General features: G+C 69.1%; 22 protein-coding genes and 1 tRNA gene. 8 read left to right on the top strand and 15 right to left on the bottom strand.

What is annotated here, in order from left to right; genetic code table 11:
• Window positions 1-12: 12 nt before the first annotated feature.
• The 4 genes from ACQ66R_RS13790 to ACQ66R_RS13775 all read right to left on the bottom strand — a co-directional run bounded on the left by ACQ66R_RS13790 (window position 13) and on the right by ACQ66R_RS13775 (window position 6,233).
• Window positions 13-2,256, bottom strand: coding sequence for a TonB-dependent receptor (locus ACQ66R_RS13790; protein ID WP_430422852.1), 2,244 nt, complete (start codon window positions 2,254-2,256; stop codon window positions 13-15).
• Between the two features lie 152 nt (window positions 2,257-2,408).
• Entirely contained in the window at window positions 2,409-2,876 is a 468-nt protein-coding gene (locus ACQ66R_RS13785) for a PEPxxWA-CTERM sorting domain-containing protein (protein WP_430422851.1), read from the bottom strand.
• A 153-nt stretch (window positions 2,877-3,029) separates the two neighbouring features.
• The gene (gene gyrB / locus ACQ66R_RS13780; RefSeq protein WP_430422849.1) at window positions 3,030-5,480 is read right to left on the bottom strand and encodes a DNA topoisomerase (ATP-hydrolyzing) subunit B; all 2,451 of its coding nucleotides are present in this window, start codon (window positions 5,478-5,480) and stop codon (window positions 3,030-3,032) included.
• Between the two features lie 219 nt (window positions 5,481-5,699).
• Window positions 5,700-6,233, bottom strand: coding sequence for a hypothetical protein (locus tag ACQ66R_RS13775; RefSeq protein WP_430422847.1), 534 nt, complete (start codon window positions 6,231-6,233; stop codon window positions 5,700-5,702).
• 165 nt (window positions 6,234-6,398) lie between these two features.
• Here ACQ66R_RS13775 and ACQ66R_RS13770 point away from each other — a divergent pair, with 165 nt between their 5' ends.
• Together ACQ66R_RS13770 and ACQ66R_RS13765 are read left to right on the top strand one after the other, a co-directional pair.
• Window positions 6,399-7,961, top strand: coding sequence for an energy transducer TonB (locus ACQ66R_RS13770; protein WP_430422845.1), 1,563 nt, complete (start codon window positions 6,399-6,401; stop codon window positions 7,959-7,961).
• 159 nt (window positions 7,962-8,120) lie between these two features.
• Window positions 8,121-8,600: a Crp/Fnr family transcriptional regulator gene (locus ACQ66R_RS13765; protein WP_430426303.1), complete on the top strand. Its 480-nt coding sequence runs from the start codon at window positions 8,121-8,123 to the stop codon at window positions 8,598-8,600.
• Here the strand turns inward: ACQ66R_RS13765 and ACQ66R_RS13760 are convergent.
• The 5 genes from ACQ66R_RS13760 to ACQ66R_RS13740 form a co-directional block, all read right to left on the bottom strand.
• On the bottom strand, window positions 8,569-9,372 hold the full coding sequence (locus ACQ66R_RS13760; protein WP_430422843.1) for a metallophosphoesterase family protein: 804 nt from the start codon (window positions 9,370-9,372) through the stop codon (window positions 8,569-8,571). The genes ACQ66R_RS13765 and ACQ66R_RS13760 overlap by 32 nt on opposite strands.
• Window positions 9,373-9,492: 120 nt before the next feature.
• Entirely contained in the window at window positions 9,493-10,629 is a 1,137-nt protein-coding gene (gene recF, locus ACQ66R_RS13755) for a DNA replication/repair protein RecF (RefSeq protein WP_430422841.1), read from the bottom strand.
• Window positions 10,630-10,660: 31 nt separating this feature from the next.
• Window positions 10,661-11,380 carry an SDR family NAD(P)-dependent oxidoreductase gene (locus ACQ66R_RS13750; RefSeq protein WP_430422839.1) on the bottom strand — a complete coding sequence of 240 codons (720 nt, stop codon included), beginning with the start codon at window positions 11,378-11,380 and terminating at the stop codon, window positions 10,661-10,663.
• On the bottom strand, window positions 11,370-11,810 hold the full coding sequence (locus ACQ66R_RS13745) for a DUF3429 domain-containing protein (RefSeq protein WP_430422837.1): 441 nt from the start codon (window positions 11,808-11,810) through the stop codon (window positions 11,370-11,372). The genes ACQ66R_RS13750 and ACQ66R_RS13745 overlap by 11 nt, the downstream gene beginning before the upstream one ends.
• The gene (locus ACQ66R_RS13740) at window positions 11,807-12,232 is read right to left on the bottom strand and encodes a thiol-disulfide oxidoreductase DCC family protein (RefSeq protein ID WP_430422836.1); all 426 of its coding nucleotides are present in this window, start codon (window positions 12,230-12,232) and stop codon (window positions 11,807-11,809) included. Before ACQ66R_RS13740 ends, ACQ66R_RS13745 begins: the two co-directional genes overlap by 4 nt.
• 98 nt (window positions 12,233-12,330) lie before the next feature.
• Between ACQ66R_RS13740 and ACQ66R_RS13735 the strand changes: the two genes are divergently transcribed.
• Window positions 12,331-13,140 (top strand): isocitrate lyase/PEP mutase family protein, encoded by an 810-nt coding sequence (locus ACQ66R_RS13735; RefSeq protein WP_430422834.1) that lies wholly within the window; start codon window positions 12,331-12,333, stop codon window positions 13,138-13,140.
• A gap of 14 nt (window positions 13,141-13,154) precedes the next feature.
• Here ACQ66R_RS13735 and ACQ66R_RS13730 read toward each other — a convergent pair whose 3' ends face one another.
• A complete protein-coding gene (locus tag ACQ66R_RS13730; RefSeq protein WP_430422832.1) occupies window positions 13,155-13,979 on the bottom strand; it encodes a hypothetical protein in 825 nt (274 codons plus the stop codon).
• Between the two features lie 146 nt (window positions 13,980-14,125).
• Here ACQ66R_RS13730 and polA point away from each other — a divergent pair, with 146 nt between their 5' ends.
• Window positions 14,126-17,005 carry a DNA polymerase I gene (gene polA, locus ACQ66R_RS13725; RefSeq protein ID WP_430426301.1) on the top strand — a complete coding sequence of 960 codons (2,880 nt, stop codon included), beginning with the start codon at window positions 14,126-14,128 and terminating at the stop codon, window positions 17,003-17,005.
• Between the two features lie 7 nt (window positions 17,006-17,012).
• On the opposite strand, the gene ACQ66R_RS13720 is transcribed toward polA, so the two are convergent.
• The 3 genes from ACQ66R_RS13720 to ACQ66R_RS13710 form a co-directional block, all read right to left on the bottom strand.
• Window positions 17,013-18,674 carry a right-handed parallel beta-helix repeat-containing protein gene (locus ACQ66R_RS13720; protein WP_430422831.1) on the bottom strand — a complete coding sequence of 554 codons (1,662 nt, stop codon included), beginning with the start codon at window positions 18,672-18,674 and terminating at the stop codon, window positions 17,013-17,015.
• 299 nt (window positions 18,675-18,973) lie between these two features.
• Window positions 18,974-19,720, bottom strand: coding sequence for a metallophosphoesterase family protein (locus ACQ66R_RS13715; protein ID WP_430422829.1), 747 nt, complete (start codon window positions 19,718-19,720; stop codon window positions 18,974-18,976).
• A gap of 13 nt (window positions 19,721-19,733) precedes the next feature.
• A tRNA-Ala gene (locus tag ACQ66R_RS13710) sits at window positions 19,734-19,809 on the bottom strand.
• Between the two features lie 110 nt (window positions 19,810-19,919).
• Between ACQ66R_RS13710 and ACQ66R_RS13705 the strand changes: the two genes are divergently transcribed.
• The 4 genes from ACQ66R_RS13705 (at window position 19,920) to ACQ66R_RS13690 (ending at window position 21,909) form a co-directional block, all read left to right on the top strand.
• Window positions 19,920-20,225, top strand: coding sequence for a YggT family protein (locus ACQ66R_RS13705; protein WP_293360184.1), 306 nt, complete (start codon window positions 19,920-19,922; stop codon window positions 20,223-20,225).
• Window positions 20,222-20,494, top strand: a complete 273-nt coding sequence (locus ACQ66R_RS13700) for a DUF167 domain-containing protein (RefSeq protein WP_430422827.1) — start codon at window positions 20,222-20,224, stop codon at window positions 20,492-20,494. Before ACQ66R_RS13705 ends, ACQ66R_RS13700 begins: the two co-directional genes overlap by 4 nt.
• A 141-nt stretch (window positions 20,495-20,635) precedes the next feature.
• The gene (locus ACQ66R_RS13695) at window positions 20,636-21,412 is read left to right on the top strand and encodes an SIR2 family NAD-dependent protein deacylase (RefSeq protein WP_430422825.1); all 777 of its coding nucleotides are present in this window, start codon (window positions 20,636-20,638) and stop codon (window positions 21,410-21,412) included.
• 92 nt (window positions 21,413-21,504) lie between these two features.
• Window positions 21,505-21,909 (top strand): hypothetical protein, encoded by a 405-nt coding sequence (locus tag ACQ66R_RS13690; RefSeq protein WP_430422823.1) that lies wholly within the window; start codon window positions 21,505-21,507, stop codon window positions 21,907-21,909.
• Window positions 21,910-21,915: 6 nt separating this feature from the next.
• Here ACQ66R_RS13690 and ACQ66R_RS13685 read toward each other — a convergent pair whose 3' ends face one another.
• Window positions 21,916-22,734 (bottom strand): LytR/AlgR family response regulator transcription factor, encoded by an 819-nt coding sequence (locus ACQ66R_RS13685; protein ID WP_430422821.1) that lies wholly within the window; start codon window positions 22,732-22,734, stop codon window positions 21,916-21,918.
• Window positions 22,731-23,783 carry a sensor histidine kinase gene (locus ACQ66R_RS13680; RefSeq protein WP_430422819.1) on the bottom strand — a complete coding sequence of 351 codons (1,053 nt, stop codon included), beginning with the start codon at window positions 23,781-23,783 and terminating at the stop codon, window positions 22,731-22,733. The genes ACQ66R_RS13685 and ACQ66R_RS13680 overlap by 4 nt, the downstream gene beginning before the upstream one ends.
• Window positions 23,784-23,953: the final 170 nt, after the last annotated feature.

Genomic DNA, 23,953 nt, shown 5'->3' with positions numbered 1-23,953 from the left:
TTCAGGTGCGACTTAGAACTTGGTCTTCACCTCGACGCCCAGGATGCGGGGGTCGTTGACGAAGCCGGTCAGGTTGTTGAAGTCGATGCCGCCTTCCAGCGACTTGTCGTTGGTGATGTTGCGGCCGAAGGCGGCCACTTCCCAACGGGCCTCGGGGGCGCGGTAGCCCAGGCGCAGGCCGCCTTCCAGCAGCTTGGAGTCGTTGAACTCGGCCGACTGGTAGAGGAAGAAGTTGACCTTCGAGCGGTAGGCCCAGTCGGTGAAGACGAACAGCTCGCCTTCGCCCATCGGCCAGGAGTAACCCGCCGTGACGTTGGCGATCCACTTGGGCGCGTTGGGCAGGCTGTTGCCGTCGATCCGCACCGTGCCGGCGATCGGGCCGGCCGGATCCAGCACCGTGCAGCCGCCGCCGCAGGGCTGGGTGAACAGCGCCGAGTCCTTGATCTCGGTGTTGTTGTACGAGAGGCCGGCGGTGATCAGCAGGCGGTCGACGGGCTCGAGCTCGGCGTTGAACTCGAAGCCGTAGCCCACCGCCTTGTCGGCGTTGAGCAGGCGGTTGAAGTTCGCGCCGCCGCCCACCGCGGTGATCTGCAGGTCGTTGGCGTCGTAGTAGAAGACCGCCGCGTCGTAGCGGAGCCGCATCTCGGGAACCTTGCCCTTGATGCCCGCCTCGTAGGACATCACGGTTTCCTTGTTGGCGATCGAAAGCGTGTCGCCGAACACCAGGCGGCCCTGGATCGAGGGGGCGCGATAACCGCGCGAGACGCGGGCGTAGAGGTTCACGTCGTCGGTCGCCGCATAGGTGGCGTTCAGGTTGAAGCTGACCTCGCTCGTGTCGGGGTTGGCCCGCAGGATCGCCGTGGCCGGCGCGCCGAACGGCGAGCGCGTGCGCTGGGCCAGGAAGTCCTTCTTGTCGTCGGAGTAGCGGATGCCGCCGCCGATGTTCAGCTGCTCCGAGACGTCATAGTCGACGTTGGCGAACAGCGCCCAGCTCTCGGACTTCTGGTTCTGGTAGGCGTAGCCCTGCAGAGCCCCGCCCCCCAGGGTGTTGTAGTCAAAGCTGTCGATCTTGATGCTTTCGTTGAAGTAGTAGGCGCCCACCGTGTAGCCCACCGGCCCGCTGTTTCCGGCCAAGCGCAGCTCCTGGGTGAACTGACGGTGGAACGGGATGCCGTCGGCGCTCTCGGCCGGGAACGGGATGAAGCCGGGGCCGAACGGCGGGGCGAACGAGGCGCCGAAGCCGCCGTCGATGTCGCCGCGCGAGTAGGCGTCGACCCGCTCATAGGCGGTGACCGACGTGAGCTCGGGCAGGCCTTCGCCGAAGTCGTAGGTGATCTTGAGGTTGGCGCCCGAGGACTCGATCTTCTGGACGGCGCGCGATTGGGCGTCCTGGCTGATTTCGTCGCGCTTGAAGCCGGGGACGAAGTTGTTCGTGCCCTTCTGGATGATGTTGGCGCGGAAGACGCGCGGCGTGCCGTTCAGGTGCTGGTAGTGCAGGTTCAGCAGCGCATCGAGGTTCTCGGTGGGCGTCCAGAGCAGCTGGCCGCGGATGGCGAACTGCTTGTAGCCCTCGCTGTCGTTCTTATCGCCGCCCCGCAGGTTATCGACCCAGTCGCTGCGGCGCTGGTACAGCGCCGACAGGCGGCCAGCCAGCACGCCCTCGACGATCGGGCCCGAGACCGCGCCCTCGAGGTTGATGGTGTCGTAGGTCGCGTACGAGCCCTGGGCGTAGCCCTCGAACGTCTGGGTCGGCTTGGCGCTGTCGAACTTCAGCACGCCGGCCGGGGTGTTGCGGCCGAACAGGGTGCCCTGCGGGCCCTTCAGCACTTCCACCTGGTCGATGTCGAAGAGCGGAAAGCCCTTCAGGACCGGGGTTTCCATGACCACTTCGTCGTAGACGAACGACACGGGCTGGCTGGCGTTGAGGTCGAAGTCGGTGTTGCCCAAGCCGCGGATGTAGGGGCGCGGGAAGGTCCGGCCGAACGAACTTTCCAGGGTCAGGCTGGGCACGCGGGCCGAGAACACCCGGATGTCGCCGCCCGACGAGCGGATGGCGTCCAGCTTCTCGCCGCTCACCGCGGTCACGGCCAGCGGGACGTCGTTGATGTTTTCCGAGCGCTTCTGGGCGGTGACCAGCACCTCGCCCACTTCGGTATCGGCGGTTGCGGTCTGAGCCATGGCCGGAGCGGCCAGGGCGAACGCGGTCACAGAGACACTGGCGGCCAACAGGGCGCGAAGCGACGCGGACGTCATCATGTGGAATCCCTCATTGCAGCAGGCGTGGGAGTCGCCCTGCGGGGGAATGGCTACACCATGACGTCGCCGAACGGTCACACTCCAAGAACGCTGTCACATTAATGCGCTCGCGCGTGATCGAAGCGCAACAGTCCAGGGACGGCCGACGTTGTTCAGGTCACGATGACGCGGCGGCGCAGGCCTGCGCCGGCCAGGCCGAAGCCTGCGATCATCAGCGCCCACGTGGCGGGCTCGGGCACGCCGCCCACCCGGCCGTCGTCCTTGAAGGCGTAGTTCACGTAGCTGCCCAGCGAGCCGTCGTTGACGTAGGCCGACAGGTCGAAGCCGAATGCGCTGTTCACGTCCTGGGCGTCCACGCCCACGGTGTCGGGCAGGCCGATGAAGGCGTACCAGGCGCGGAAGTTGATCTGGCTCACGTCCGACCCGTTGGTCGAGATCATGTAGTCGGACGCGTCGCCGCCGAAGATCAGCGCGGCGGCCTGCTGGCCGGTCAGCGGGCTGTCGTCGACACCGCTGTTCAGCTCCCAGCTGCCCACGAAAACGATGGCGGCGTTGGCGGCGCCGGCCGTCAGAAGGGCCATCGCCGCGGCGCCCACGGCCAGAAACTTGCGGATACCCATCATACAACTGCCCCCAGTGGCGCGAATCCGTCCGCGCGGCCCGCCAACAGAGTTGCTGAACCGTAAACACCGACCTAACGAGTTCACCCGCTGGTTGTGTCGATTCTACCAGGTGTAGAAAACACCGTTCGTTTTGCGACCAGCGGCGCCGATTTAGACGTCGACCTCGGCGTCCAGGGCGTTTTCCTGGATGAACTCGCGGCGCGGTTCGACCACGTCGCCCATGAGGCGGGCGAACAGGTCGTCGGCGTCTTCCAGGTGGTTGACCTTGACCTGGAGCAGCGTGCGGGCCTCGACGTCGAGCGTGGTCTCCCACAGCTGCTCGGCGTTCATCTCGCCCAGGCCCTTGTAGCGCTGGATGGAGAGGCCGCGGCGGCCGTTGTCCATGACGGCGGCCACCAGGTCGAGGGGGCCGCGCACCTTGGCCGTGCGGTCCTTGCGGGTGAAGGTGGCGAGGCCCGAGAACACCTGGGCCAGGTCCTTCGACCGTTCCGACAGGCGGCGCGCGTCGGCGGCGTGCAGCAGCAGGTCGTCCAGCACCACCTTTTCCGACACGCCCCGTTTGATGCGGCTGAAGGCATAGCCGCCGCCGGCCGCCTTCTCGCCGGTCCAGGGCCCGTCGCCTTCCTCGGCATAGAGGTTGAGGCGCGCCGCGGCCGCGGCCGGATCGCCATCCTCGCCCAGCAGTCCGGCCAGGGCCGCCTGCTCGATCGCGAACGCCGGGGCGCGGGCCGCCAGCCGCTCGATGTTGGCCTTGGCGCCGCGCGCGGTCTGGACCAGAGCCAGCAGGTCGGCGCCCGTGAGGCGCTCGCCCGACGGCAGGTCCAGGGCAGCCTGATCCACGCCCTCGTCGATCAGGTAGATCTCGAGTTCGGGATCGTCCTTGAGGTAGCGGACCGACTTGCCCTTCGACGCCTTATAGAGCGGCGGCTGGGCGATATAGAGGTACCCCTTCTCGATCACCTCGGGCATCTGCCGGTAGAAGAAGGTGAGCAGCAGGGTCCGGATGTGGGCGCCGTCGACGTCGGCGTCCGTCATGATGACGATCTTGTGGTAGCGCAGCTTCTCGATGTTGAACTCGTCGCGGCCGATCCCGGCGCCCAGCGCCATGATCAGCGTGCCGATCTGTTCCGACGACAGCATCTTGTCGAACCGCGCGCGCTCGACGTTCAGGATCTTGCCGCGCAGGGGCAGGATCGCCTGGTTGTCACGGTTGCGCGCCTGCTTGGCCGAGCCGCCGGCCGAGTCGCCCTCGACCAGGAAGATCTCGGACTTGGCCGGGTCCTTCTCGGCGCAGTCGGCCAGCTTGCCGGGCAGCGAGGTGATATCCAGCGCCGACTTACGGCGGGTGAGTTCGCGGGCCTTGCGGGCCGCCTCGCGCGCGGCGGCGGCCTCGGCGATCTTGGTGACGATCATCCGCGCCTCGACGGGATGCTCCTCGAACCAGGTGGCGAGACCTTCGCTGACCAGATTCTCGACCGCCGGACGCACCTCGGAGCTGACCAGCTTGTCCTTGGTCTGGGACGAGAACTTGGGGTCGGGCACCTTCACCGACAGCACGCAGGTCAGGCCCTCGCGGGCGTCCTCGCCGCTGACCGAGACCTTCTCGCGCTTCGCCGCGCCCGAGCTCTCGGCGTAGTTGGTGATGATCCGCGTCAGCGCCGAGCGGAAGGCCGCCAGGTGGGTGCCGCCGTCGCGCTGCGGGATGTTGTTCGTGAAGCAGAGGACGTTCTCGTGGTAGCCGTCGTTCCACCAGAGCGACAGGTCCAGCTCGACGTTCTCGCGCTTCCCGCGCACCACGATCGGCGTCTTGATCAGCGGCGTCTTGGCCTTGTCGAGGTGGCGCACGAAGGCCTCGATGCCGCCCTCGTAGTGCATGACCTCCTCGTAGGGCTCGGCCCCGCGATGGTCCTTCAGCCAGATGGTCACGCCCGAGTTCAGGAACGCCAGCTCGCGCAGGCGGTGCTCCAGCGTCTTCAGGTCGAACTCGATGAACTTGAAGGTGGCCAGCGACGGCAGGAACGTCACCTCGGTGCCGGTCAGCGGCTCGCCGTTCTCGCGCAGCGGCGACTTGCCGGTGACCACCAGCGGCGAGACCGCGTCGCCCAGATTGAACTCCATCTCGTGGACGTCGCCGCCCCGATGGATCTTCAGCTTCAGGAAGTCGGAGAGCGCGTTCACCACCGAGACGCCCACGCCGTGCAGGCCGCCCGAGACCTTGTACGAGTTCTGGTCGAACTTACCGCCGGCGTGCAGCTGGGTCATGATGACCTCGGCCGCCGAGACGCCTTCGCCCTCGTGGATATCGGTGGGAATGCCGCGGCCGTCGTCGGTGACCGTGCACGACCCGTCGGCGTTGAGGATCACCTCGACGCGGGTGGCCCAGCCGGCCAGGGTTTCGTCGATGGCGTTGTCGACCACCTCGTAGACCATGTGGTGCAGACCCGACCCGTCGTCGGTGTCGCCGATGTACATGCCCGGGCGCTTGCGCACCGCGTCCAGGCCCTTCAGCACCTTGATGGAATCCGCGCCGTACTCGGCCGCCCCGGTGGAGTCGGGGCCATTGGAATCGGGGCCGTTGGTCTCGATGTTGTCTTCGCTCATGTCGCGTCCAGTTGAGGCGCCTGCAGGTGGGTTCGGACCCCGTGGATCCGGAGCGCCTTCTCGAAGCCCCGCGCGCCAGGCGCGGAGCCTACAAATCCATGCCTCCCTATATAGGGTTCGCGGCTGATTCTGCACGCGTTTCGGCGCCGCAGCGAAGGCGGCGGGCGGGTCAGGACCTATCCATGACAGGCGAGGGACATTTCAGGCCGACTCCGGCGGTCAGGCGGAGTCGTGGGGGGCGCGGTCTTCATCGGGACGGTCGCCCGGCTCGGCGTCGTCCTCCAGGCCGGCGATGAGTTCCATGACCTGGGCGACGAGGGTCTCGACGGGCGCCTCGAGGAAGTCCTCGTCCTCCTCGGCCAGGGTGATCAGGATGTCGTAGACCATGGCCTCGTCGAGCTCGTCCCAGTCGGGCCGCTCGACGTCGAAGCGGAGAAGGACGGCGTCGCGAGCGCGCTCGATCTGGACGCGCTGGTCCGCGTTGACGGTGCGCAGACCCTCATGGACCAGTTCGGGTTCGGGCGGCCTGGGCCGTTTGACGGCCGCCGCTTCCCGCTCGCGGGCGAGCCTGGCCTTGAGCGCCAGGGTCTGGCGCAGCGAACGCGCCATCCGCGTGTAGGTGCGGCCCAGTTCGGCGATCTCGGCGGCGTCCTCCGCCGCCATGAGCTTGTCGTGCGTCCGCTCCACGGCCGCGAGGTCGCGCTCCGCCAGGCGGGCGAGAATCTCCTCATCGCGGGTGGGGCCATCGGACATGATCGGGAGGGAAACACGCGCCTACGACAAAAGCGGTCGCATGGGGTGTCGCCGATCGACACCGACATTGTTCGGCGCGGGTTGCGGGGGGGGGCTTGGTTCGAGCCGCCGAACGGCTAAGCTCACGCTTCAAGGGTGGATCGCGGGGGCGCAATGCGGGGTTGGTTGCTGTTCGCGGTCCTGTGGTTGGCGCCGGGCATGGCGCTTGCCCAATCGAGAACGCCCACGATCACGGCGCCGGACTGGGCCGAGATGCCGACCGCCGACATGCTCACTGAAAACTATCCAAAGCTGGCGGCGTTCCTCGACCAGGGTGGGCGAGCGGTAATCACCTGCGCGGTCACGGCGGAAGGGCGTCTGAAGGACTGCACTGTCGACTCCGAGACGCCGTCGGAGATGGGCTTCGGCGCGGCGGCGATCCGAATGAGCCGGGCATTCCGGATGCGTCCCCAGACCGTGGACGGGAAGCCCGTCGAGGGGGTTGTGTGCATTCCTCTTCGCTTCGTGCTCCCCCCGCTTCCACAAGGCGCCCCGCCGCCGGCCGCTTCGGTGACTATCGCCGAGCGGATCGTGGACTCCATGGGCCTGACGGAGTCGTTCCTTGCCGCCCATGAAGCGGAATTGAGCGCGGCGGAACGCAGCGCAACGCCCAGCGTGCCCCAAGCCCCGCGGACAGCTGCCGCGACCGCCGTGCGCACCGCGATCGGCGAGCGGCGCGCCGAGGTCCGGCTCGCCCTCGCAACCTCCCTGGCGGAAGTCTACAGCGCGGCGGACCTGTCGTGGATCGTCGCGTTCGCGGAGTCCCCGGCAGCGGCGCTGCTTCGGGGTGGAGAGGATGTCGGAGCCAGCATGGATTTTTCCGACGCGCGGATGGGGCAGATCGTATTGGCCGAGCTGCGGACGGCGATCTGCGAGCGCTTGCGTTGCCAGGCCACACCGGAGGAGACGCAGCTCGTCGCGAGCCGCAACGCCGCGGCGGAAGAGGTGACGACGTGGACGGTGACACCGTCTGAGGCCAGGCTTGCGCGCGTCACGCCTCGCCTGGCCGGGGCCCTTGGGGTCCCCGGCTCTGCCCGGCTAACGTGCCGGACCACCGCCGAGGGCAAGCTTACCGGGTGCAGCGTGGACGCCGAGGCGCCGGCAGGCTGGACGTTCGGCAAGGCGGCGCTGCAACTCGCGACGGCCTACGAGGCGCCGGCAGGGGTCGACGCCTCTGTCACGGTGCGAGTCTCGTTTCCCGCGGCCCCCATCACGCCGGTCGCGACCAAACCCCGGTCAGCTCCCCCGGCGGCGTCTGCCGCGGCGAGAGACCTCGTCATGACCTTCCAGCCGATGCAGCAGATGACCGAGCAGCTCGAACCGCAGCTGAGCCAGATGGCCGCTGGTCTGGCGGCGCAATACGACGCCGCCACGGCCAGGGCGATCGAGGACGGCGTGCGCGTCGCGATGCGTCGCACCGTCGATCGGGTCGTCGACGAGATCGCTGACGCTCTCGCGACGAAGTACTCCCAGGCCCAGATCGCGGAGGTGACGCGATTCCTTGCGAATCCGACCACGCAAGCGTTGATGAAGCCCCGGCCTACGGGCGAGTCGCCTGCCATGGCGCGGCTGTCCAGTCAGGTGGCGGCCGACGCTCGTACGATCTACTGCGGGGCGCACGATTGCACGGCTCCTCCTCCGCCCGGGACGGGAAGGGATTCGCCCGCGCCATCCGCCCGGACGCCCTGAGCCCGACAGGCTGACCGCCGCGCCACGCGGGTGCGCAAGTCCGGCGCCCACGGGGCTTCATCTTGTTGCGCCTACTTTTTAGGCGCCGGTCTCCGGGATGCGCCTGCGAGCTGAAAACAGCGCGCCTCCGACGACTGGGATCGGCTAACGGTGGCGTCGATGTCCGCCGAACTGCTGGCCCTCTGCCGCGACCTGCCGATCGCAGACTTCGAGCCGGGCGGGGTCCTGCTCGACGAGGGCCTGACGACGGGTCGCCTCTACGTGCTGGTCGCGGGCGAGGTCGAGATCTTGAAGGGCGACTTCCAGATCAACGTCGTGGGCGACGCGGGCGCCATCTTCGGCGAGATGTCGGTGCTGCTGGGCATGCCGCACATGGCCACGGTGCGCGCGCTCACCGCCTGCCGGGCCCACCGCTGCGACGACGGCGAGGCCTTCCTGCGGGAGCACCCGCAGATCGCCCATCACCTGGCCCGCACCCTGGCGCAGCGGCTGAACGGCGTGACCAGCTACCTCGTCGACCTGAAGCGCCAGTTCGCCGACGACCAGAGCCACCTGGGGTTCGTCGACGAGATCCTGGAGAGCCTCGTCCATTCGCAGGGGCCGGCGTTCACGCCGGGATCGGATCGGGACCCGGGATAGACGGCACCCAGTCGGGCAGACGCGACAGGGAATCGACAGGGCGGACGAGCGGCTCGTCCAGGCGCACCATCTCCACACCCGCCAGCGAGAACCAGGCGGCCGCCGGCTCGTCTGTGTCGATCACGATGTGCGGCGGTTCGGGCCCGATCTGCTGGCCCGAGTTGAAGACCCAGGTGTCGCCGATGCGGTCCACCCACGAGCCGTCGCGCTTGAACGGCGCCTGGTGGATGTGGCCGGCCAGGACCATGTCGGGGCGATAGAGATCGATCCAGGCCGAGAGTTCGGCGTCGCCCCAGCAGCGGCGGCCGTCCCAGGCGGTGGGCGAGCCCTCGGGCGGGGCGTGGTACACCCAGATCCAGAGGCGCTTGGGCGCAGCCGCGTCGCGGGCGAGCTGGCGGGCGATGGCCTCGCGGGCTTTCGGGCCGTCCCACCAGGGGCAGATGGTGACCAGGGTGTCGCCGAGCGTCAGGCTGTCGCCGTCGGTGGGCACGCCCAATCGCCGGACCCGCTCCATCCAGGTCGCGACTCGCTCGCCGTCGTCGTCGCGGCGATCCAGGTCGTGGTTGCCCGACGAGACGACCAGCCGGGTCGAGCGGGCCAGCCGCTGCAGGTATTTGAGGATCACCAGCACCTGCACGCCGCCGTCGAGGCTGCTCGAGATGTCGAGCTGGTCGCCCGCGATGACGACCAGGTCGAACGCCGGGGCCGCGGCCGCCGTCCAGTCGTACTGCTTCAGCGCGTAGTGCAGGTCCGAGACCAGCAGCATCCGCATCGCGACCCCTCCCCGGCGTCTTTTCCTGACGCTGGAGGCGGCAGGCGGGGGCGTCAACGACTCAGGGGCCGGCCGTGCGGCGCATTCGCATTCCGCCCGTCTGGTGGGCGATCCGCCGGTTCAGCCCACGCGCGTCAGGCCCGAGCCATCCACCCGGAAGCCCTGGGCCCGGCCGGCCAGGCCGTCGAACAGCATCTCGTCGGTCCCGGTGAGGAAGGCCTGGAGACCCAGGGCCTCGATCTCGTCGAACAGGGCGGCGCGGCGGCGCGCGTCGAGGTGGGCGGCCACTTCGTCCAGCAGCAGGATCGGCGACGGCGCATCGGCGCGCGCCAGCCGGGCCGCCTGGGCCAGCACCAGGTTGAGGATCAGGGCCTTCTGTTCCCCGGTGGAGCATTCGGCGGCGGGGCGGTCCTTTTCCGCGTGGATGACGGAGAGGTCGCCGCGGTGCGGGCCGGTCAGCGCGCGGCCGGCGGCGGCGTCGCGGTCGCGGGCCTGCTTCAGCGCCTGGGCCAGCAGCGCCTGGATCGCGGCGGAGGCCCGGCCCTCGGCGGCCATCCGCTCCCAGTCGCCGGTCAGCGACAGGCGGGCCTGCGGGAACGGGCGCTCGCCGCGGGTGGCGATCTCGTCGGCCAGGGCGGCCAGCGTGCGGGCGCGGGCCTCGGCCATCAGCGTCCCGGCTTCGGCCAGCTGGGCCTCCAGCGCGTCCAGCCAGGCGGGGTCGGCGGGACCATCGGTCAGGAGGCGCATCCGCTCGCGCTGGGCCTTCTCGTAGGCCTGGACGTGGGCGGCGTGCATCGGCTCGGCGGCGAACACCAGCCGGTCGAAGAAGCGGCGACGGTCGGCGGCGCCCTCCAGGAACAGCCGGTCCTGGGCGGGGGTCAGCCAGACCTGACGGACGTGTTCGGCGAGACGGCCGGGGGGCGTGGGCTCGCCCTCGACGCGGACGACGCGGCGCGCGGCGCCGGCCTGTTCGACCCCCGTGCCCAGCCGCGTTTCGTCGTCGCCCGCGCGGACAGTCACCGCGACGGCCCAGGCGCGGCCGGCGGTCTCGCCCGGCATCCGGCGGCCCACCTCGGCCAGGGCCGAACCGCGCAGGCCGCGGCCCGGGATCAGGAAGCTGACCGCCTCCAGCAGGTTGGTCTTGCCCGCCCCGTTCGCGCCGGCCAGCCAGACGGGGCGGCCGTCGAGGCTCACCTCGGCGTCGGCGTAGGATCGGAAGTCGCGCAGCGCGATGCGGGTCAGGGCCGAAGCGGTCACTTAGGGGGTTTAGCGGCTTTCCCGCCCCGGCTCACCAGGGGATCTCGGCGCCGTCCCAGGCGTAGAAGCCGCCGCTCGCGTCCGGGCCCAGGCCGTCCAGCACCTGCATCAGCGCGGCCGCCGAAACCTCGGGCGTGAACAGGCGCTCGGGCGCGACCCCGCGCTGGAACGGGGCGCTGAGGGCCGTGTCGACCGTGCCGGGATGCAGGGCGACGCAGAGGCCGAGGGGGTGGGTGCGGCGATGCTCGACCGCCAGGGTGCGGATCAGCATGTTCAGCGCCGCCTTCGAGGCCCGGTAGCCGTACCAGCCGCCCAGGTGGTTGTCGCCGATCGACCCCACCCGCGCCGAGATCGCCGCGAAGGCGCTGGGCCGGTCGCGCGGCATCAGGGGCAGCAGGCGGCGGGCGACCAGGGCGGGACCCACGGCGTTGACCCGCAGCACCTCGGTCAGGGCCTCGGCGGTGAGCGCGCGCATGGTCTTCTCGGGCGAGAGGCCGGGGCCGTGCAGCACGCCGGTGGCGACGATCACGCGGCTGGGGCGGCCGGCGTCGGCGATGGCCTGGGCGGCGCGATCCATGGCGTCGTCGTCCAGCAGGTCAGCCAGGATGAGCTCCGCCCCCGGCGTCTCGACGGGGCGGCGCGCGATGACCAGCACGCGGTCGTAGGCCGGGTCGGCCGCCATGGCCTGGGCGAGCGCGCGGCCGATTCCGCCGGCGCCGACCACGACGCCCAGGGGTGTGTCAGACGCCAAGGACCACCGCCCCGACCGCCAGGCCCGCGACGGCGCCGGCCGTCAGGATCGTCCGCAGCCGCGGCATCCAGGCCGGCGCGCCCGTGTCGCGCAGGTCCCAGAGCCAGTGGAGCGCCAGCGCCGCGGCCAGCGCCAGGAGCTGGACGGTGCGCAGGGACGACGGCAGGGCCAGGAGCGCCAGGCCTGCGATCGTCGGCAGCATCGACAGCGAGATGGTGGCGACAGAGGGCGGCTCGCCCAGCACTGCGCGGCCGAAGCGTGCGCCGCCCAGGAACGACAGGATCAGGGCGGCATAGGCCGCCAGCAGCAGGCCCCCGATCTCGCGGGTTTCAGGCCAGGCGAGGCCGGCCGCGGCGGGCGCCCAGAAGGGAATGAGGCCGGCGAGGCCGTAGCCGAGGACGACGCGGGGAATGGCCGGGCGCGGCGTCATGCGCGGCCGCCCGCCAGACGCTGAAGGCGGGGCCTGATGCGCAGGAAAAGGAGATAGGCGGCCTCGAGACATCGCAGGATCGTCGGCGACCGCGCCGCCAGCCCCAGCGGGCGAAGCAGCGGCAGCGCGCGCCACATGGCCGCGAAGGCGGCGGCGCCCGTCACGACCGGCCCGTCGCCCTCCTGGGCGTGGAACCGGGCGAGCAGTTCGGCGCGATCGATGGGGCAGGAGTCGGCGGTGTGCGCCTCGACGAACGCCACCGCGCCCCGGCGGTCGAGCCGCCGCAGCACCGCGATCTCCCGCCGGCACAGCGGACAGTCGCCGTCGTACCAGACGGTCACGCGCGGAACGGAGAGAGGGGCGGCCACGGGCCCGACATAGGCGCGCCGACGGGGTCCGACAATGGCGCGGCCGGGAAGCATGACTCAGAGCCTCACCATTATCCGTTCGTGTCCGGATACCGCCAGCACGCTGTCAGCAGTGACCCCATATGCGGACCCGCACATGTCGTGAGGGACCCATGAGCCAGACTGCGAAAGCCGACCTGTTCCACCAGCTGCATCAGGGCCCCGAGGTCCTGATCCTGCCCAACGCCTGGGACGCGGCCTCGGCCGCCGTGGTCGCCGATGCGGGGGCCAAGGCTGTGGCCACCTCGTCGGCCGCGGTGGCCTGGACGTTCGGGCAGGCGGACGGCGACATCCTGGCGGTGGAGAACACCTGCGCGGTGGTGGCGGCGATCGGCCGGGTGACCGACCTGCCGGTGAGTTGCGACTTCGAGGGCGGCTTCACCGACGACCTGGACCAGCTGGCCCGCAACATCACCAGGGTGATCGAGGCCGGCGCGGTGGGCATCAACTTCGAGGACGGGTCGCGTGATCCGAACCTCCATGCCCGAAAGATCGCCGCCGCGCGCCAGGCGGCGGAGAAGGCCGACGTGCCGCTGTTCATCAACGCGCGCACCGACATCTACCTGCGGCAGCTGGCGACCGGGGACGCCGCCGAGGCCGAGGCGATCCGGCGCGGCAGGCTCTATGTCTCGGCGGGGGCCGACGGGGTGTTCGTGCCCGGCGCCGCCGACGCGGGGCTGATCGGCCGGCTGGCGGCGGCGATCCCCGCCCCGCTCAACATCCTGGCCTGGCCGGGCGCGCCCGACGCCGCGGGGCTGAAGGCGCTGGGCGTGCGCCGGCTGAGCGCCGGGACGGGCACGTTCAACATCGCTTTCGCCGCCCTCGCTAAGGCCGCCGCCGATTTCCTGGCCCAGGGCGACTCGGGCGCCGTCTTCGCCGCCTCGGAAGGCGCGCCCGCGCTGCAGAAGCGGTTCTCTGTGTAGCGGACGAACGCCGCCTAGCGGCCTGGCGTCAGTTGCGGGCAGGGATGGTCTGTATCCCGCGTGTCGCAGGCGCTGACGCGGGCGAGGAACGACTGAGCGGCCTGTGCGATGTCTTCGCCATAGGCGCGGCGGTAGGCGTACTGCACCCCGTACAGCGCGTCGGCGCCGCTGATCGTCTTCATCCACATGGTCTCAGGCTTGCCCGTCTGCGGATTGTGCGAGCAACGGAAGGCCCAGAGCGACATTGGATAACCGTTCTCCGTGCCGCTCTGAATGCGCTCGCCTGTGCCGCCGGGGCATGCCTCCGCCCACGACTTCACCATCCCCTTCGGGATCAAGTCGGGATCGGCATGGCGGCGCCCGAAGTAGGTGTGCGCGGTCACCATCCGCGACCACGCCTCGACCGTCTCGTCCTTCGGCGTCATCTCGCTAATGCCGACCTGACCCTGTCGAGCTTGGTAAGCGACCTTGAAGCCTTCCTCCAAAGGGGTGAGCAGGTTCTCGTCGCGAAGGGGTTCGGTGGCGGGTCGCGCTCCCGATGCAGGTGCATCGTTGTTGGCGAAGAAGTCGGCGCCGAGGAGAAGCCCCTTCCGATCGAAGATGAACAGCACGATCAGCTTGTGGGCCTTCTCGACCTTGTCGCTGACGGGAACGTCGAAGTCATACCGGTCGATCAAGCGGCCACCGGGAACACTCCGCTCCATGACGGGTGGACCCAATTCGGCACGCACCTGCTCGCGGGTGGTCACGCCCTTCCGGAAGCTGTTGATCTTGTCGGCCGGCAGGTCCGCCGCCGCGACGCCACTGACTACCAGCAGCCAAGCCAGGACGGCCAGCATCCCTCGAATCACAGCGCACCCCCAAATCGCCAGCGCCCCGACCGTGGCATGACGAACGGTGGCGCGCCACGCAGCCGGCGCCTGAGCTGCGGATGTTGACCGTCTCCGCAGATGACCTTGCGACGCCCAGCCCCTATCTTGCCGCCATGACCGATACGCTCGACGCCGAAGCGCCGCCGCTCCCCGACACCGACCGCCCGCCGACCCAGGACGGCCCGGCGATACGGCTCTACCTTGTCGACGGCTCGGGCTTCATCTTCCGCGCCTTCCACGCCCTGCCGCCGCTGACGCGGAAGAGCGACGGCCTGCCGGTCGGGGCCGTCGCCGGCTTCTGCAACATGATCTGGAAGCTGCTGGTCGACATGAAGGCCCAGGCCGACGCGCCCACCCACCTGGCCGTCGTTTTCGACCACTCCGAGGACACGTTCCGCAACAAGCTCTACGACCAGTACAAGGCCCACCGCCCGCCGCCGCCGGAGGACCTGCGCCCGCAGTTCCCGCTGGTCCGCGAGGCCACCCGCGCGTTCGGCGTACCCTCGCTGGAGCTGCCCGGCTACGAGGCCGACGACATCATCGCCGCCTATGCCTGCAAGGTCCGCGACATGGGCGGCGAGGTGGTGATCGTCTCGTCCGACAAGGACCTGATGCAGCTGGTCGGTCCGCGGGTGTCGATGCTCGACACCATGAAGAACGTGAAGATCGGAATTGATCAGGTCGCCGAGAAGTTCGGCGTAACGCCCGACAAGGTCGTCGATGTGCAGGCGCTCTGCGGCGATTCGGTCGATAACGTGCCGGGTGCGCCCGGCATCGGCATCAAGACCGCCTCGGCGCTGATCAATGAGTATGGCGACCTCGATACGCTCCTGGCCCGGGCCTCCGAGATCAAGCAGGAGAAGCGCCGCCAGACCCTGATCGAGTTCGCCGACCAGATCCGCCTGTCGCGCCAGCTGGTGCGGCTGGACTGCGATACGCCCCTGCCGGAACCCGTCGACGACCTCGCCGTGCGCGAGCCCGACCACGGCGCGCTGCAGGCCTTCCTGGAGCTGATGGAGTTCCGCACCCTGGCGCGCCGCGTGGGCGACGCCACCGCCCCCGGCCGCGAGGCGGCCGTGCAGTCGGTCATGGCGGAAACCAAGGCGTCCGGGCCGGCCGCGCCGGCGCATGGCGCCATCGACACCACCGCCTACGCCTGCGTGCGCGACGTCGCCACGTTGGAGGCCTGGATCGCGCGGGCCTACGCCACCGGCGTCGTCGCGTTCGACACCGAAACCGACGCGCTGGGCGCGCTCAGCTCGAACCTGTGCGGGGTCTCGCTGGCCACCGCGCCCGGACATGCCTGCTACATCCCGGTGGGCCACGCCGGCGAGGACGAGGGCGGCCTGTTCGGCGAACCTACAGCCGGCCTCGAGCAGATCCCGCTCGATGTGGCAATGGCGAAGCTGAAGCCGCTGCTCGAGGATCCCTCGGTCCTGAAGGTGGCGCACAACGCCAAGTACGACATCGCGGTGCTGGCCCGGCACGGCATCACCGTGGCGCCGATCGACGACACCATGCTGCTGGCCTTCGCGCTCGAAGGCGGGCTCCACAACAAGTACGGGATGGACGAGCTGTCCAAGCGCGTCCTCGACCACGAGCCGATCGCCTACAAGACGGTCGCCGGCACGGGGAAGTCGCAGAAGAGCTTCAAGCACGTCGAGCTGAGCGCCGCGACCGCCTACGCCGCCGAGGACGCCGACGTCACGCTGCGCATCTGGGAACACCTGAAGCCGCGCCTGGCGCACGAGCGCATGTCCACGGTCTACGAGCGCCTGGAGCGCCCGATGCCGCAGACGCTGGTGGGCATGGAGCTGGAAGGCATCAAGGTCGACACGCAGATCCTGCAGCAGCTCAGCCACGACTTCTCGGTGCGCATGGTCGAGTTGGAGGCCGAGGCGCACCGCGTCGCGGGCCGGCCGTTCAACCTGGGCAGTCCCAAGCAGATCGGCGACATCCTCTTCGGCGAGATGGGCCTGGAGTCGGGCAAGAAGACCGCCACCGGCGCCCAGGCGACCGACGCGTCGCTGCTGGAAGATCTGGCCGCCAAGGGCCACGAGCTGCCGCGCATCCTGCTGGACTGGCGGCAGCTGTCGAAACTGAAAGGTACGTACACCGACAATCTGGTGGCCGCGATCGACCCCAGGACCCAGCGGGTTCATACCAGCTACAGCCTGGCCGCCGCCACCACGGGCCGCCTGGCGTCCACCGATCCCAACCTGCAGAACATCCCGATCCGGACGGAAGAAGGCCGCAAGATCCGCAAGGCGTTCATCGCCGAGCCCGGCCACGTGCTGATCAGCGCCGACTATTCGCAGATCGAGCTGCGCCTGCTGGCCCACATCGGCGACATCCCGCAGCTGAAGAAGGCCTTCGCCGAGAACCTCGACATCCACGCCATGACGGCGTCCGAGATGTTCGGCGTGCCGATCGAGGGCATGCCGGCCGACACGCGCCGCCGCGCCAAGGCGATCAATTTCGGCATCGTCTACGGCATCTCGGCGTTCGGGCTGGCCAACCAGCTGGGCATCCCCAGGGAAGAGGCCGGGGCCTACATCAAGACCTACTTCGAGCGCTTCCCCGGCATCCGGACCTACATGGACCGCATGCAGCAGCAGGTGCGCTCAGAGGCGTTCGTGACCACCATCTTCGGCCGCAAGGTGCATATCCCGGCCGCCCGCGGGAAGAGCCAGGCCGAACGCAGCTTCGCCGACCGCGCCGCCATCAACGCCCCGATCCAGGGCGCGGCGGCCGACGTGATGCGCCGCGCGATGATCCGCATGCCCCAGGCGCTGGCGGACGCGGGCCTGAAGGCCAAGATGCTGCTGCAGGTGCACGACGAACTGGTCTTCGAAGCCCCAGAGGCCGAGGCCGACGCGGTCATCGCCGTGGCCAAGCGCATCATGGAGCGCGCGGCCGAGCCGGCGCTCCAGATCAGCGTGCCGCTGGTGGTGGAGGCGCGCGCCGCCCCCAACTGGGACGACGCGCACTAGGAAAACGCTACCCGAAGATCCAGCCGGTGGGGGTGGCGGTGAGGTCATCGAGACCCAGCCCCGACAGTATGATCTTTTCGCCGGTGCTGAAGCTGATCGTGACGCCGCCGGCGCCCGCGGTGAGCGTGGCGCGCGCGCCGGCCAGCAACAGCGCCGAGGCGTCGAGGGTGTCGCCCGCCGAGAAGTCGGCGACGGTGTCGGAGCCGCCGCCCGGCTTGAAGACGAAGGTGTCCTTCCCGGCGCCGCCGATCAGCCGGTCGTCGCCAGCTTCGCCCAGGAGCATGTCGCTGCCCGCCCGGCCATCCAGGGTGTCGTTCCCCGCATAGCCCCGCATGTAATTGCCGCCAGCGTTGCCGATGATGGTGTTGTCGAGTTCGTTGCCGCCCGCCGACGCGGTCTTCGTGCCGAGGATCTCGAGATTCTCGATATTGGCGGGCAGGCTCAGCGACTCTCCGGTCCGGATAAGATCGACGCCGCCCCCGGCAAGCTCGACGACCTTGGCGCTGGGCGTCACGATGAAGACGTCGTCACCCGGGCCGCCCGTCAGCAGGTCGGCGCCGCCCCGGCCGTCGATCGTATCGGCGCCGGCGTCGCCGCTGAGGGTGTTTGCGCCCGCGTCGCCCGTCAGCACCTGGCCCAACACGGCGCCGGCGCCCGGACCCGCGCCGCCGGCGCCGTCGTTGGCGGGTGGCTGCCACTGCCCGAAGGCCCAGGCTCCGCTGTCGGTGGCCAGGCCGATCACCTGATTGCCGGTCTGAGAGACGTTCCCGGAGAGCTGGACGATGACTTCGTTGGCGCCGTTGTTGGTGACGGTCGCGCCCTGGACCTTCGAGAGCAGGATCCAGGACTTCATGCCCGTGAAGCCCTGCACGATGTTGTTGTCGATCGTGACGTTCCGGGCCGCCGTGACCGAGATTCCGTGATACGTGGCGCCCGCGATCACATTGCCCGTCACCGTGACGTTTTCGTAGGGCAGGTTGCCCACCTGGTCGCGCATGAAAATGCCCTGCGCGGCCCCGCCCTCACCGCGGAGGAAGGCATTGTCCGTGATGACGATATTGCTGGCCGACGCCGTCGTGTTGGTCGTCCAGAACTGGATGGCGTCGGGATGGTCCGTCGCCTTCGGGAAGAAGTCGCGGAACAGGTTTCCGCTGATGGTGATGTTCGACGTTCCGCCTCCACGGACGCCGTCATACTGAAGGTGGTGGAAGGTGTTGCGGGCGATCGTCAGGCCGAAGGAATCCACGTGCGTCAGTGCGTCGGCCAGGTCGTGGAACTCAGAATCGACGACGGTGACGTTCCTGGAGCCGCGGATCAGCATTCCGGAGACGTCGTCAGAGGGATCGTTGTTGACCGTGCCGTGCACGTCCAGACGTTCAAGGCGGATGTTCTCGCTGGCCTTGATCTGGAAAGGGCTTTCCATGCCGGTCGGCGAGGCGCTGAGGTCCAGGTCGCGCAGGGTGAGGCCCGACGAGCCTGTAATCGACAGGTTGGTGATCACGGCCGGCCGGCCGGCGTCGGCCGAGGTGACGACGACCTCGCTTGCGAACTTCAGGTTCGAAGCGCTGAGCGTATAGCTCCCCTGCGACAGGACTATCGTGTCTCCGGCCTTGGCGGCCTTGAGCGCCGTGCTGAGCGCGGCGGTCGTGCTGACGTTGATGGTGGCCATGAGAGCGTCCCGTTGTTCTTACTCGAACATGACCGCCGTCCCGACCGGGGCGCCCGGCCAACGGCTTCCGCCGTCGGTCGCACACGCGAACATCAACAACCTGACACATTTCGGTCAAACTGCGGCCATGACCAGAAGTGCTCGGAGCGAGCCAATGGTCAAGCTTGATGATGTTCTTATGTATCCCCTGCTGTCGGAGACTTTAGTCCGTCCCGATTGTTCTTTGGTACGACATGAGTTGCGTCAGTCTAAAGGCGCAATGGTGTCGCAGGAGATTCGCGTATGACGCGAGGTCGCAGCTAGGCGTAAGATTGCATAAATCCTTGTTGCTCGCCTTCCAGGCGAACTGCCGTCAAAACGCCGCTGAAGTAGACGCCGGTGTCGACATTGATGCGGTTGGGCTTGCGCTCCGGACGATCGGACGGGGTATGACCGTGCACCACCACCTTTCCGAACGCCGCGTCCGACTCCAGAAAGTCGTATCGGATCCAGATCAGGTCGCGTTCGGCCTGGGCGTCCAGGGGCACGCCGGGCCGCACGCCGGCATGCACGAAGAGGTAGTCGCCGACCTCGAAGCTGAGGCGCAGTCCGGCCATGAAGGCGCGGTGGCTGTCGGGCAGCACCGCGGCCAGCTGGGCCTGAACCGCCTCGCAGGCCGCCGGATCGAATGCCGAGGGCGGCGCCACGCCATATGACGCCAGCGTCGCCTGGCCCCAATTGGCGATCCATGCCGGGGCGAAGCCGGGGTCCGACAGGAAGCGAACCATGGCGTCCTCGTGATTGCCCTTGAGCGCGACCACCTCGAAACGGTCGTCGGCGGCCACGGCGATGATTCGGTCGATGACCGCACGGCTGTGCGGGCCGCGGTCGACGTAGTCGCCCAGAAACACCAGCAGCGGCGGCTCGCGCGTCGCCGACGCCACGGCATCAGCCGCGATCTGCGCCAGGAGGCTGTCGAGCTGGTCCACATGGCCGTGAATGTCGCCGACGGCGTAGACCAGCCGCCCGCCCGTCGAAGGGGCGTGGATTCGCGCGGGTCCGGTCATGGCGAAAGGTTCCTGGTGGAGCCGAGGGGAGTCGAACCCCTGACCTCCTCATTGCGAACGAGGCGCTCTACCAACTGAGCTACGGCCCCAGGAAGGCGCGGAATAACTCGATTGGACGGCCCTCTGTCAAGGCGCCCTGCGTCAGGCGGGTCCGACGCTTCACCTTGTCACGGCCACAAAGGCCGGTAGAACCGGGGCTATGGCCGGCTTTCTCTACTACATCATCGACGCCCTGATCGGGCTTCTGATCCTCGCCATCATCGTGAGCGCAGTGCTTTCGTGGCTGGTGGCGTTCAACGTCATCAACCTGCGCAATCCGTTCGTGTACGGCGTGGCCCGCTTTCTCGACGCGGTGACGACGCCGGTCATGCGGCCGGTGCAGCGGTTCATTCCGCCGCTGGGTGGCGTCGATATCAGCCCCATCATCGTGATCCTGCTGCTGCAAGGCGTGCGAGGATACCTGCTGCCATGGCTGTTCCGCCCGCTCTTCGGCCTCATCGGTTGACCGTCCGCGTCACGCCCAAGGGCGGCCGCGATGCTGTGGACGGGTGGGCCCGCGACGAGGCCGGCCAGCCGGTCCTGAAGCTGCGCGTGTCCTCGGCCCCGTCCGACGGCCAGGCCAACGCCGCCGTCATCGCCCTGTTGGCCAAGGCGCTGGGCGTCCCGAAGTCTGCGGTGCGCATCGCATCCGGCGAGACCTCGCGGGTGAAGCGCCTGGAGCTGGACGGCGTCGAAGATTCCGACATCGCGCGCGCGTTCGGGACGGAACCTTAGACTCGCTTGGCTGTTACCTTCCGCGACCGCTCAACGAGCGGTCGCGATCGGCCCGGCCCCCTGGCATCCCCCCGTCCAACGGCCGGGCCGATCCGCTCCCCCGCCCTTCATCACGTCTCAACGCTCGGGTAAGCTCGCGACATGCCCAGTCGCCCTGAGCCCACGCGGGCCGACCTCGCCCGGATGATCGCCGACGCCCGCCGGGTGGTCGTCTTTACGGGCGCAGGCATTTCGACCGAAAGCGGCATTCCCGACTTCCGCAGCCCCGGCGGCGTCTGGAGCAAGATGAAGCCGATCTACTTCCAGGAGTTCGTGGGCAGCGAGGACAAGCGCCGCGAGGCCTGGACCCGCGCGTTCTCGGGCCGCGCGGGCTGGGTGGGCCGCGAGCCCAACGCCGGGCACATGGGCGTCGCCCGGCTGATCCACTCGGGCAAGGCCAGCGCGGTGATCACGCAGAACGTCGACAATCTGCACCAGGCCTCGGGCGTGCCGGCCGAGAAGGTAATCGAGCTGCACGGCAACGCCAGCTACGCCACCTGCCTGGAATGCAGCCTGCGCCATGAGCTGGACGACCTGAAGGCGCTGTACGAGGCCACCGGCGACCTGCCCGCCTGTCGCGCATGCGACGGCATCGTCAAGACCGCCACCATCTCGTTCGGCCAGGCGATGCCCGCCGAGCCCATGGCGCGGGCGCAGGCGCAGACCCTGGCCTGCGACCTGTTCCTGGTGCTGGGGTCGTCGCTGGTGGTCTATCCGGCGGCGAGCTTCCCCCTCGTGGCGAAGCGCAACGGCGCGCGCCTGGCCATCGTCAACCGCGAGCCCACCGAGATCGATGAGTATGCCGACCTGGTGCTACACGACGAGATCGGGCCGGTGATGACGCAAGCGGCGCCTGCCAACCAGGCGGGGCCCAACTAATTTCCGCGACAGGCTCCGCCGCGGCGATTTGGTCACATACCTGCCGCGATCATTGGGCTATGCGCTGCCCGGATTCTCGTTCGGAGCCTTCAGTGATCAGACCTGCCGCCGTGGCCGCGCTCGCCGCCCTTCTCGTCTCCGCCTGCAGTTCGGGCGAAAAAGCGGACGCCAGCAACCCGACCGCGGGTCTCGACTCGGAGATCCTGGCGTGGCGCACCGCCGTCGAGGCCGAGCACCCCGCGTGCGCCAGCAAGGTCGAGGGCAAGGGCTGCCAGGACTTCCAGGTGATGTGCAAGGCCTACCAGGAGATCGACGCCGCCGAGAAGGCCAAGGGCGTCGTCACCCAGGTGGTCGCGGCCATGACCTTCGCCGGACGCAACCCCGACGGCTCCACCGGCAAGTCCGGCTCCTCGTTCATGCTCTTCTCGAAGGACGCCAACGGCTGGACCCGCACCGAGTCCAAGCCCGTCAACATGTCGAGCTGCGCCCCGCTCTAGGCGCTCTCAACCGGCAACCCGGACGCCGACGATGCGGCGGACTTGGGCGGCCTGGCGGCGGGCGACGGGGACTTCGGCGCCGGACTGCAGCACCACAGCCGAGGGGCCGCCCGGACGGCGGGCCAGCCGCACGATGCGGTCGCGGCGGACCAGGGCGCCGCGGTGGACGCGCAGGAAGTCTTCGGGGTCGAGCTCGGCCTGGAGCTTGCAGATCGCCTTCCGGACCAGGAAGCTGCGGCCCCGGCTGTGGATGCGCACGTAGTCGCGCTCGGCCTCGACCCAGTCGATCAGGCTGACCGGCAGCCGCAGGCGGTCGCCGCGGTCGGGCACCCAGATCTCCTCGGCGAATCCGGACTCGGGCGCCTCGGCGTCGACGGCGCGCAGCGCCTGCACCACCTGTTCCAGCGCGGCGATCCGAAGCCGGGCCTCACGGCCCTCCAGCACCCGCCGCGCGCGTTCCAGCGCCTCGTGCAGGCGCTCGAACTCCACCGGCTTCAGCAGATAGTCCACGGCCGCCAGTTCGAACGCATCGGCGGCGAAACGGCTGAAGGCGGTGACGAAGATGAAAACCGGCGCCTCTTTGGGATCGATGGCGCGCGCCAGGTCCAGGCCGGAGATGCCGGGCATGCGGATATCCAGCAGCACCACGTCCAGCCCGCCCTCGCGGATCAGCGCGAGCGCCTCTTCCCCATTGGTGGCCTGGGCCACCACCGCGGCGTCGCCGGCCTTGTCGATCGCCATCTGCAGCCGGCGCAGCGCCGGCGGCTCGTCATCGACGATGGCGATGCGGAGGGGGCGGGTGAGGGTGGACGTTCCGTCGCTCATGCGCGCTCCAGGGGAATCTCGACGGAGGCCAGGAAGCCGTTGGGGCGGCGCGGGCCGACCGTGAGCTCGGCGGCCCGGCCGTAGATGAGGTCCAGTCGCCGACGCACGTTTTCCAGGCCCAGGCCCAGCTTGGGCGGCGCCTGCGAGCCGGCTCCGTCGCCGCCGTCGTCCGACACGGTGAGCCGCAGGCGGCCGGCGTCGGCCGTGGCGGTGATCTCGATGGTCACCGGCGCGTTCGACCGCGCCACACCGTACTTCACCGCGTTCTCGACCAGCGGCTGCAGGATCAGGCTGGGCGCCAGGGCGTCGCGCAGTTCGGCCGGGATGTTCTCGACATAGTTCAGCCGGTCCTCGAAACGCGCCTGCTCGATCAGCAGGTACTGGCGCTGGGCCTCGATCTCATCGGAGAGCGGCGCCTTGTCGGGCAGCTCCTTTTCCAGCGTGTGGCGCAGGAAGCTGGAGAGCGAGAGGACCACCCGTTCGGCCCGTTCGTTCTCCTTGGCCAGGATCAGCGAGGACAGCGCGTTGAGGGTGTTGAAGAGGAAGTGCGGATTGATCTGGTAGCGCAGCATCCGGTTCTGCGCGTCCATCGCCAGGGCCTGGCTGGCCACCAACCGCAGGTTCTTCTCCTTGAGTTCCTCCTCATAGCGGATGGCGAAGTAGAGCGCGCACCAGCTGATGAAGGTCCAGAAGAACATCGAGGCGGTGAAGGCCGCCGAGATCGGGCTGAGCGGCTCCACCTTCCAGAGCGGATTGACCAGGTAGAAAACCGCATAGTTGAGGATCGAATAGGCGAAACCGCCGACGACCGACATCGCCACCGCCGCCACGATGCGCCGCCACATCGGCTGTTCGGCGATGGCCGACAGCAGTCGCCCGATCACGAGGCAGGCGAGGAAGCCGAACACCGCCATGCCCAGTCGGCGAAGCGCCATGTCGCCGGCATGGGGGATCGGCTCGGCGAGCATCCGCGCTGTGACGATGACGTAGGTCAGCGTCCAGAGGACGAAGTTCGCGACGAGATAGTTGTTCGGACGCGGTAGGCGCACCAGGGGCCTCTCCCTGATCGTTCGGGCCCGGAGCGGGCCAAGGCGCAACGCCGAACGGTCAGATCCTTGCAAAAGCTTGGGCAAACGGCGACGCGCCGTTCACCGGGATGTTCGGACATTCTCGTGAAAAGCGTCGCCGGTCCAAGGCCGCTTGTCGACGCATCGCGGCC

Source organism: Phenylobacterium sp. (assembly GCF_965284355.1).
Lineage (GTDB): Bacteria > Pseudomonadota > Alphaproteobacteria > Caulobacterales > Caulobacteraceae > Phenylobacterium.
Note: the sequence above shows the minus strand (reverse complement) of the source record. Positions and strands in the feature narration are given on the sequence as shown.

Excerpts from the sequence above, each read along its gene's own strand:
- ACQ66R_RS13685 (WP_430422821.1), bottom strand. The coding sequence starts at position 22,734 with ATGAGCGACGGAACGTCCACCCTCACCCGCCCCCTCCGCATCGCCATC.
- ACQ66R_RS13760 (WP_430422843.1), bottom strand. The coding sequence starts at position 9,372 with ATGCGGATGCTGCTGGTCTCGGACCTGCACTACGCGCTGAAGCAGTAC.
- ACQ66R_RS13775 (WP_430422847.1), bottom strand. The coding sequence starts at position 6,233 with ATGTCCGATGGCCCCACCCGCGATGAGGAGATTCTCGCCCGCCTGGCG.
- ACQ66R_RS13790 (WP_430422852.1), bottom strand. The coding sequence starts at position 2,256 with ATGATGACGTCCGCGTCGCTTCGCGCCCTGTTGGCCGCCAGTGTCTCT.
- ACQ66R_RS13720 (WP_430422831.1), bottom strand. The coding sequence starts at position 18,674 with ATGGCCACCATCAACGTCAGCACGACCGCCGCGCTCAGCACGGCGCTC.
- polA (WP_430426301.1), top strand. The coding sequence starts at position 14,126 with ATGACCGATACGCTCGACGCCGAAGCGCCGCCGCTCCCCGACACCGAC.
- ACQ66R_RS13785 (WP_430422851.1), bottom strand. The coding sequence starts at position 2,876 with ATGGGTATCCGCAAGTTTCTGGCCGTGGGCGCCGCGGCGATGGCCCTT.
- ACQ66R_RS13735 (WP_430422834.1), top strand. The coding sequence starts at position 12,331 with ATGAGCCAGACTGCGAAAGCCGACCTGTTCCACCAGCTGCATCAGGGC.
- ACQ66R_RS13730 (WP_430422832.1), bottom strand. The coding sequence starts at position 13,979 with ATGCTGGCCGTCCTGGCTTGGCTGCTGGTAGTCAGTGGCGTCGCGGCG.
- ACQ66R_RS13695 (WP_430422825.1), top strand. The coding sequence starts at position 20,636 with ATGCCCAGTCGCCCTGAGCCCACGCGGGCCGACCTCGCCCGGATGATC.
- ACQ66R_RS13765 (WP_430426303.1), top strand. The coding sequence starts at position 8,121 with ATGTCCGCCGAACTGCTGGCCCTCTGCCGCGACCTGCCGATCGCAGAC.
- ACQ66R_RS13715 (WP_430422829.1), bottom strand. The coding sequence starts at position 19,720 with ATGACCGGACCCGCGCGAATCCACGCCCCTTCGACGGGCGGGCGGCTG.
- ACQ66R_RS13740 (WP_430422836.1), bottom strand. The coding sequence starts at position 12,232 with ATGCTTCCCGGCCGCGCCATTGTCGGACCCCGTCGGCGCGCCTATGTC.
- gyrB (WP_430422849.1), bottom strand. The coding sequence starts at position 5,480 with ATGAGCGAAGACAACATCGAGACCAACGGCCCCGATTCCAATGGCCCC.
- ACQ66R_RS13705 (WP_293360184.1), top strand. The coding sequence starts at position 19,920 with ATGGCCGGCTTTCTCTACTACATCATCGACGCCCTGATCGGGCTTCTG.
- ACQ66R_RS13745 (WP_430422837.1), bottom strand. The coding sequence starts at position 11,810 with ATGACGCCGCGCCCGGCCATTCCCCGCGTCGTCCTCGGCTACGGCCTC.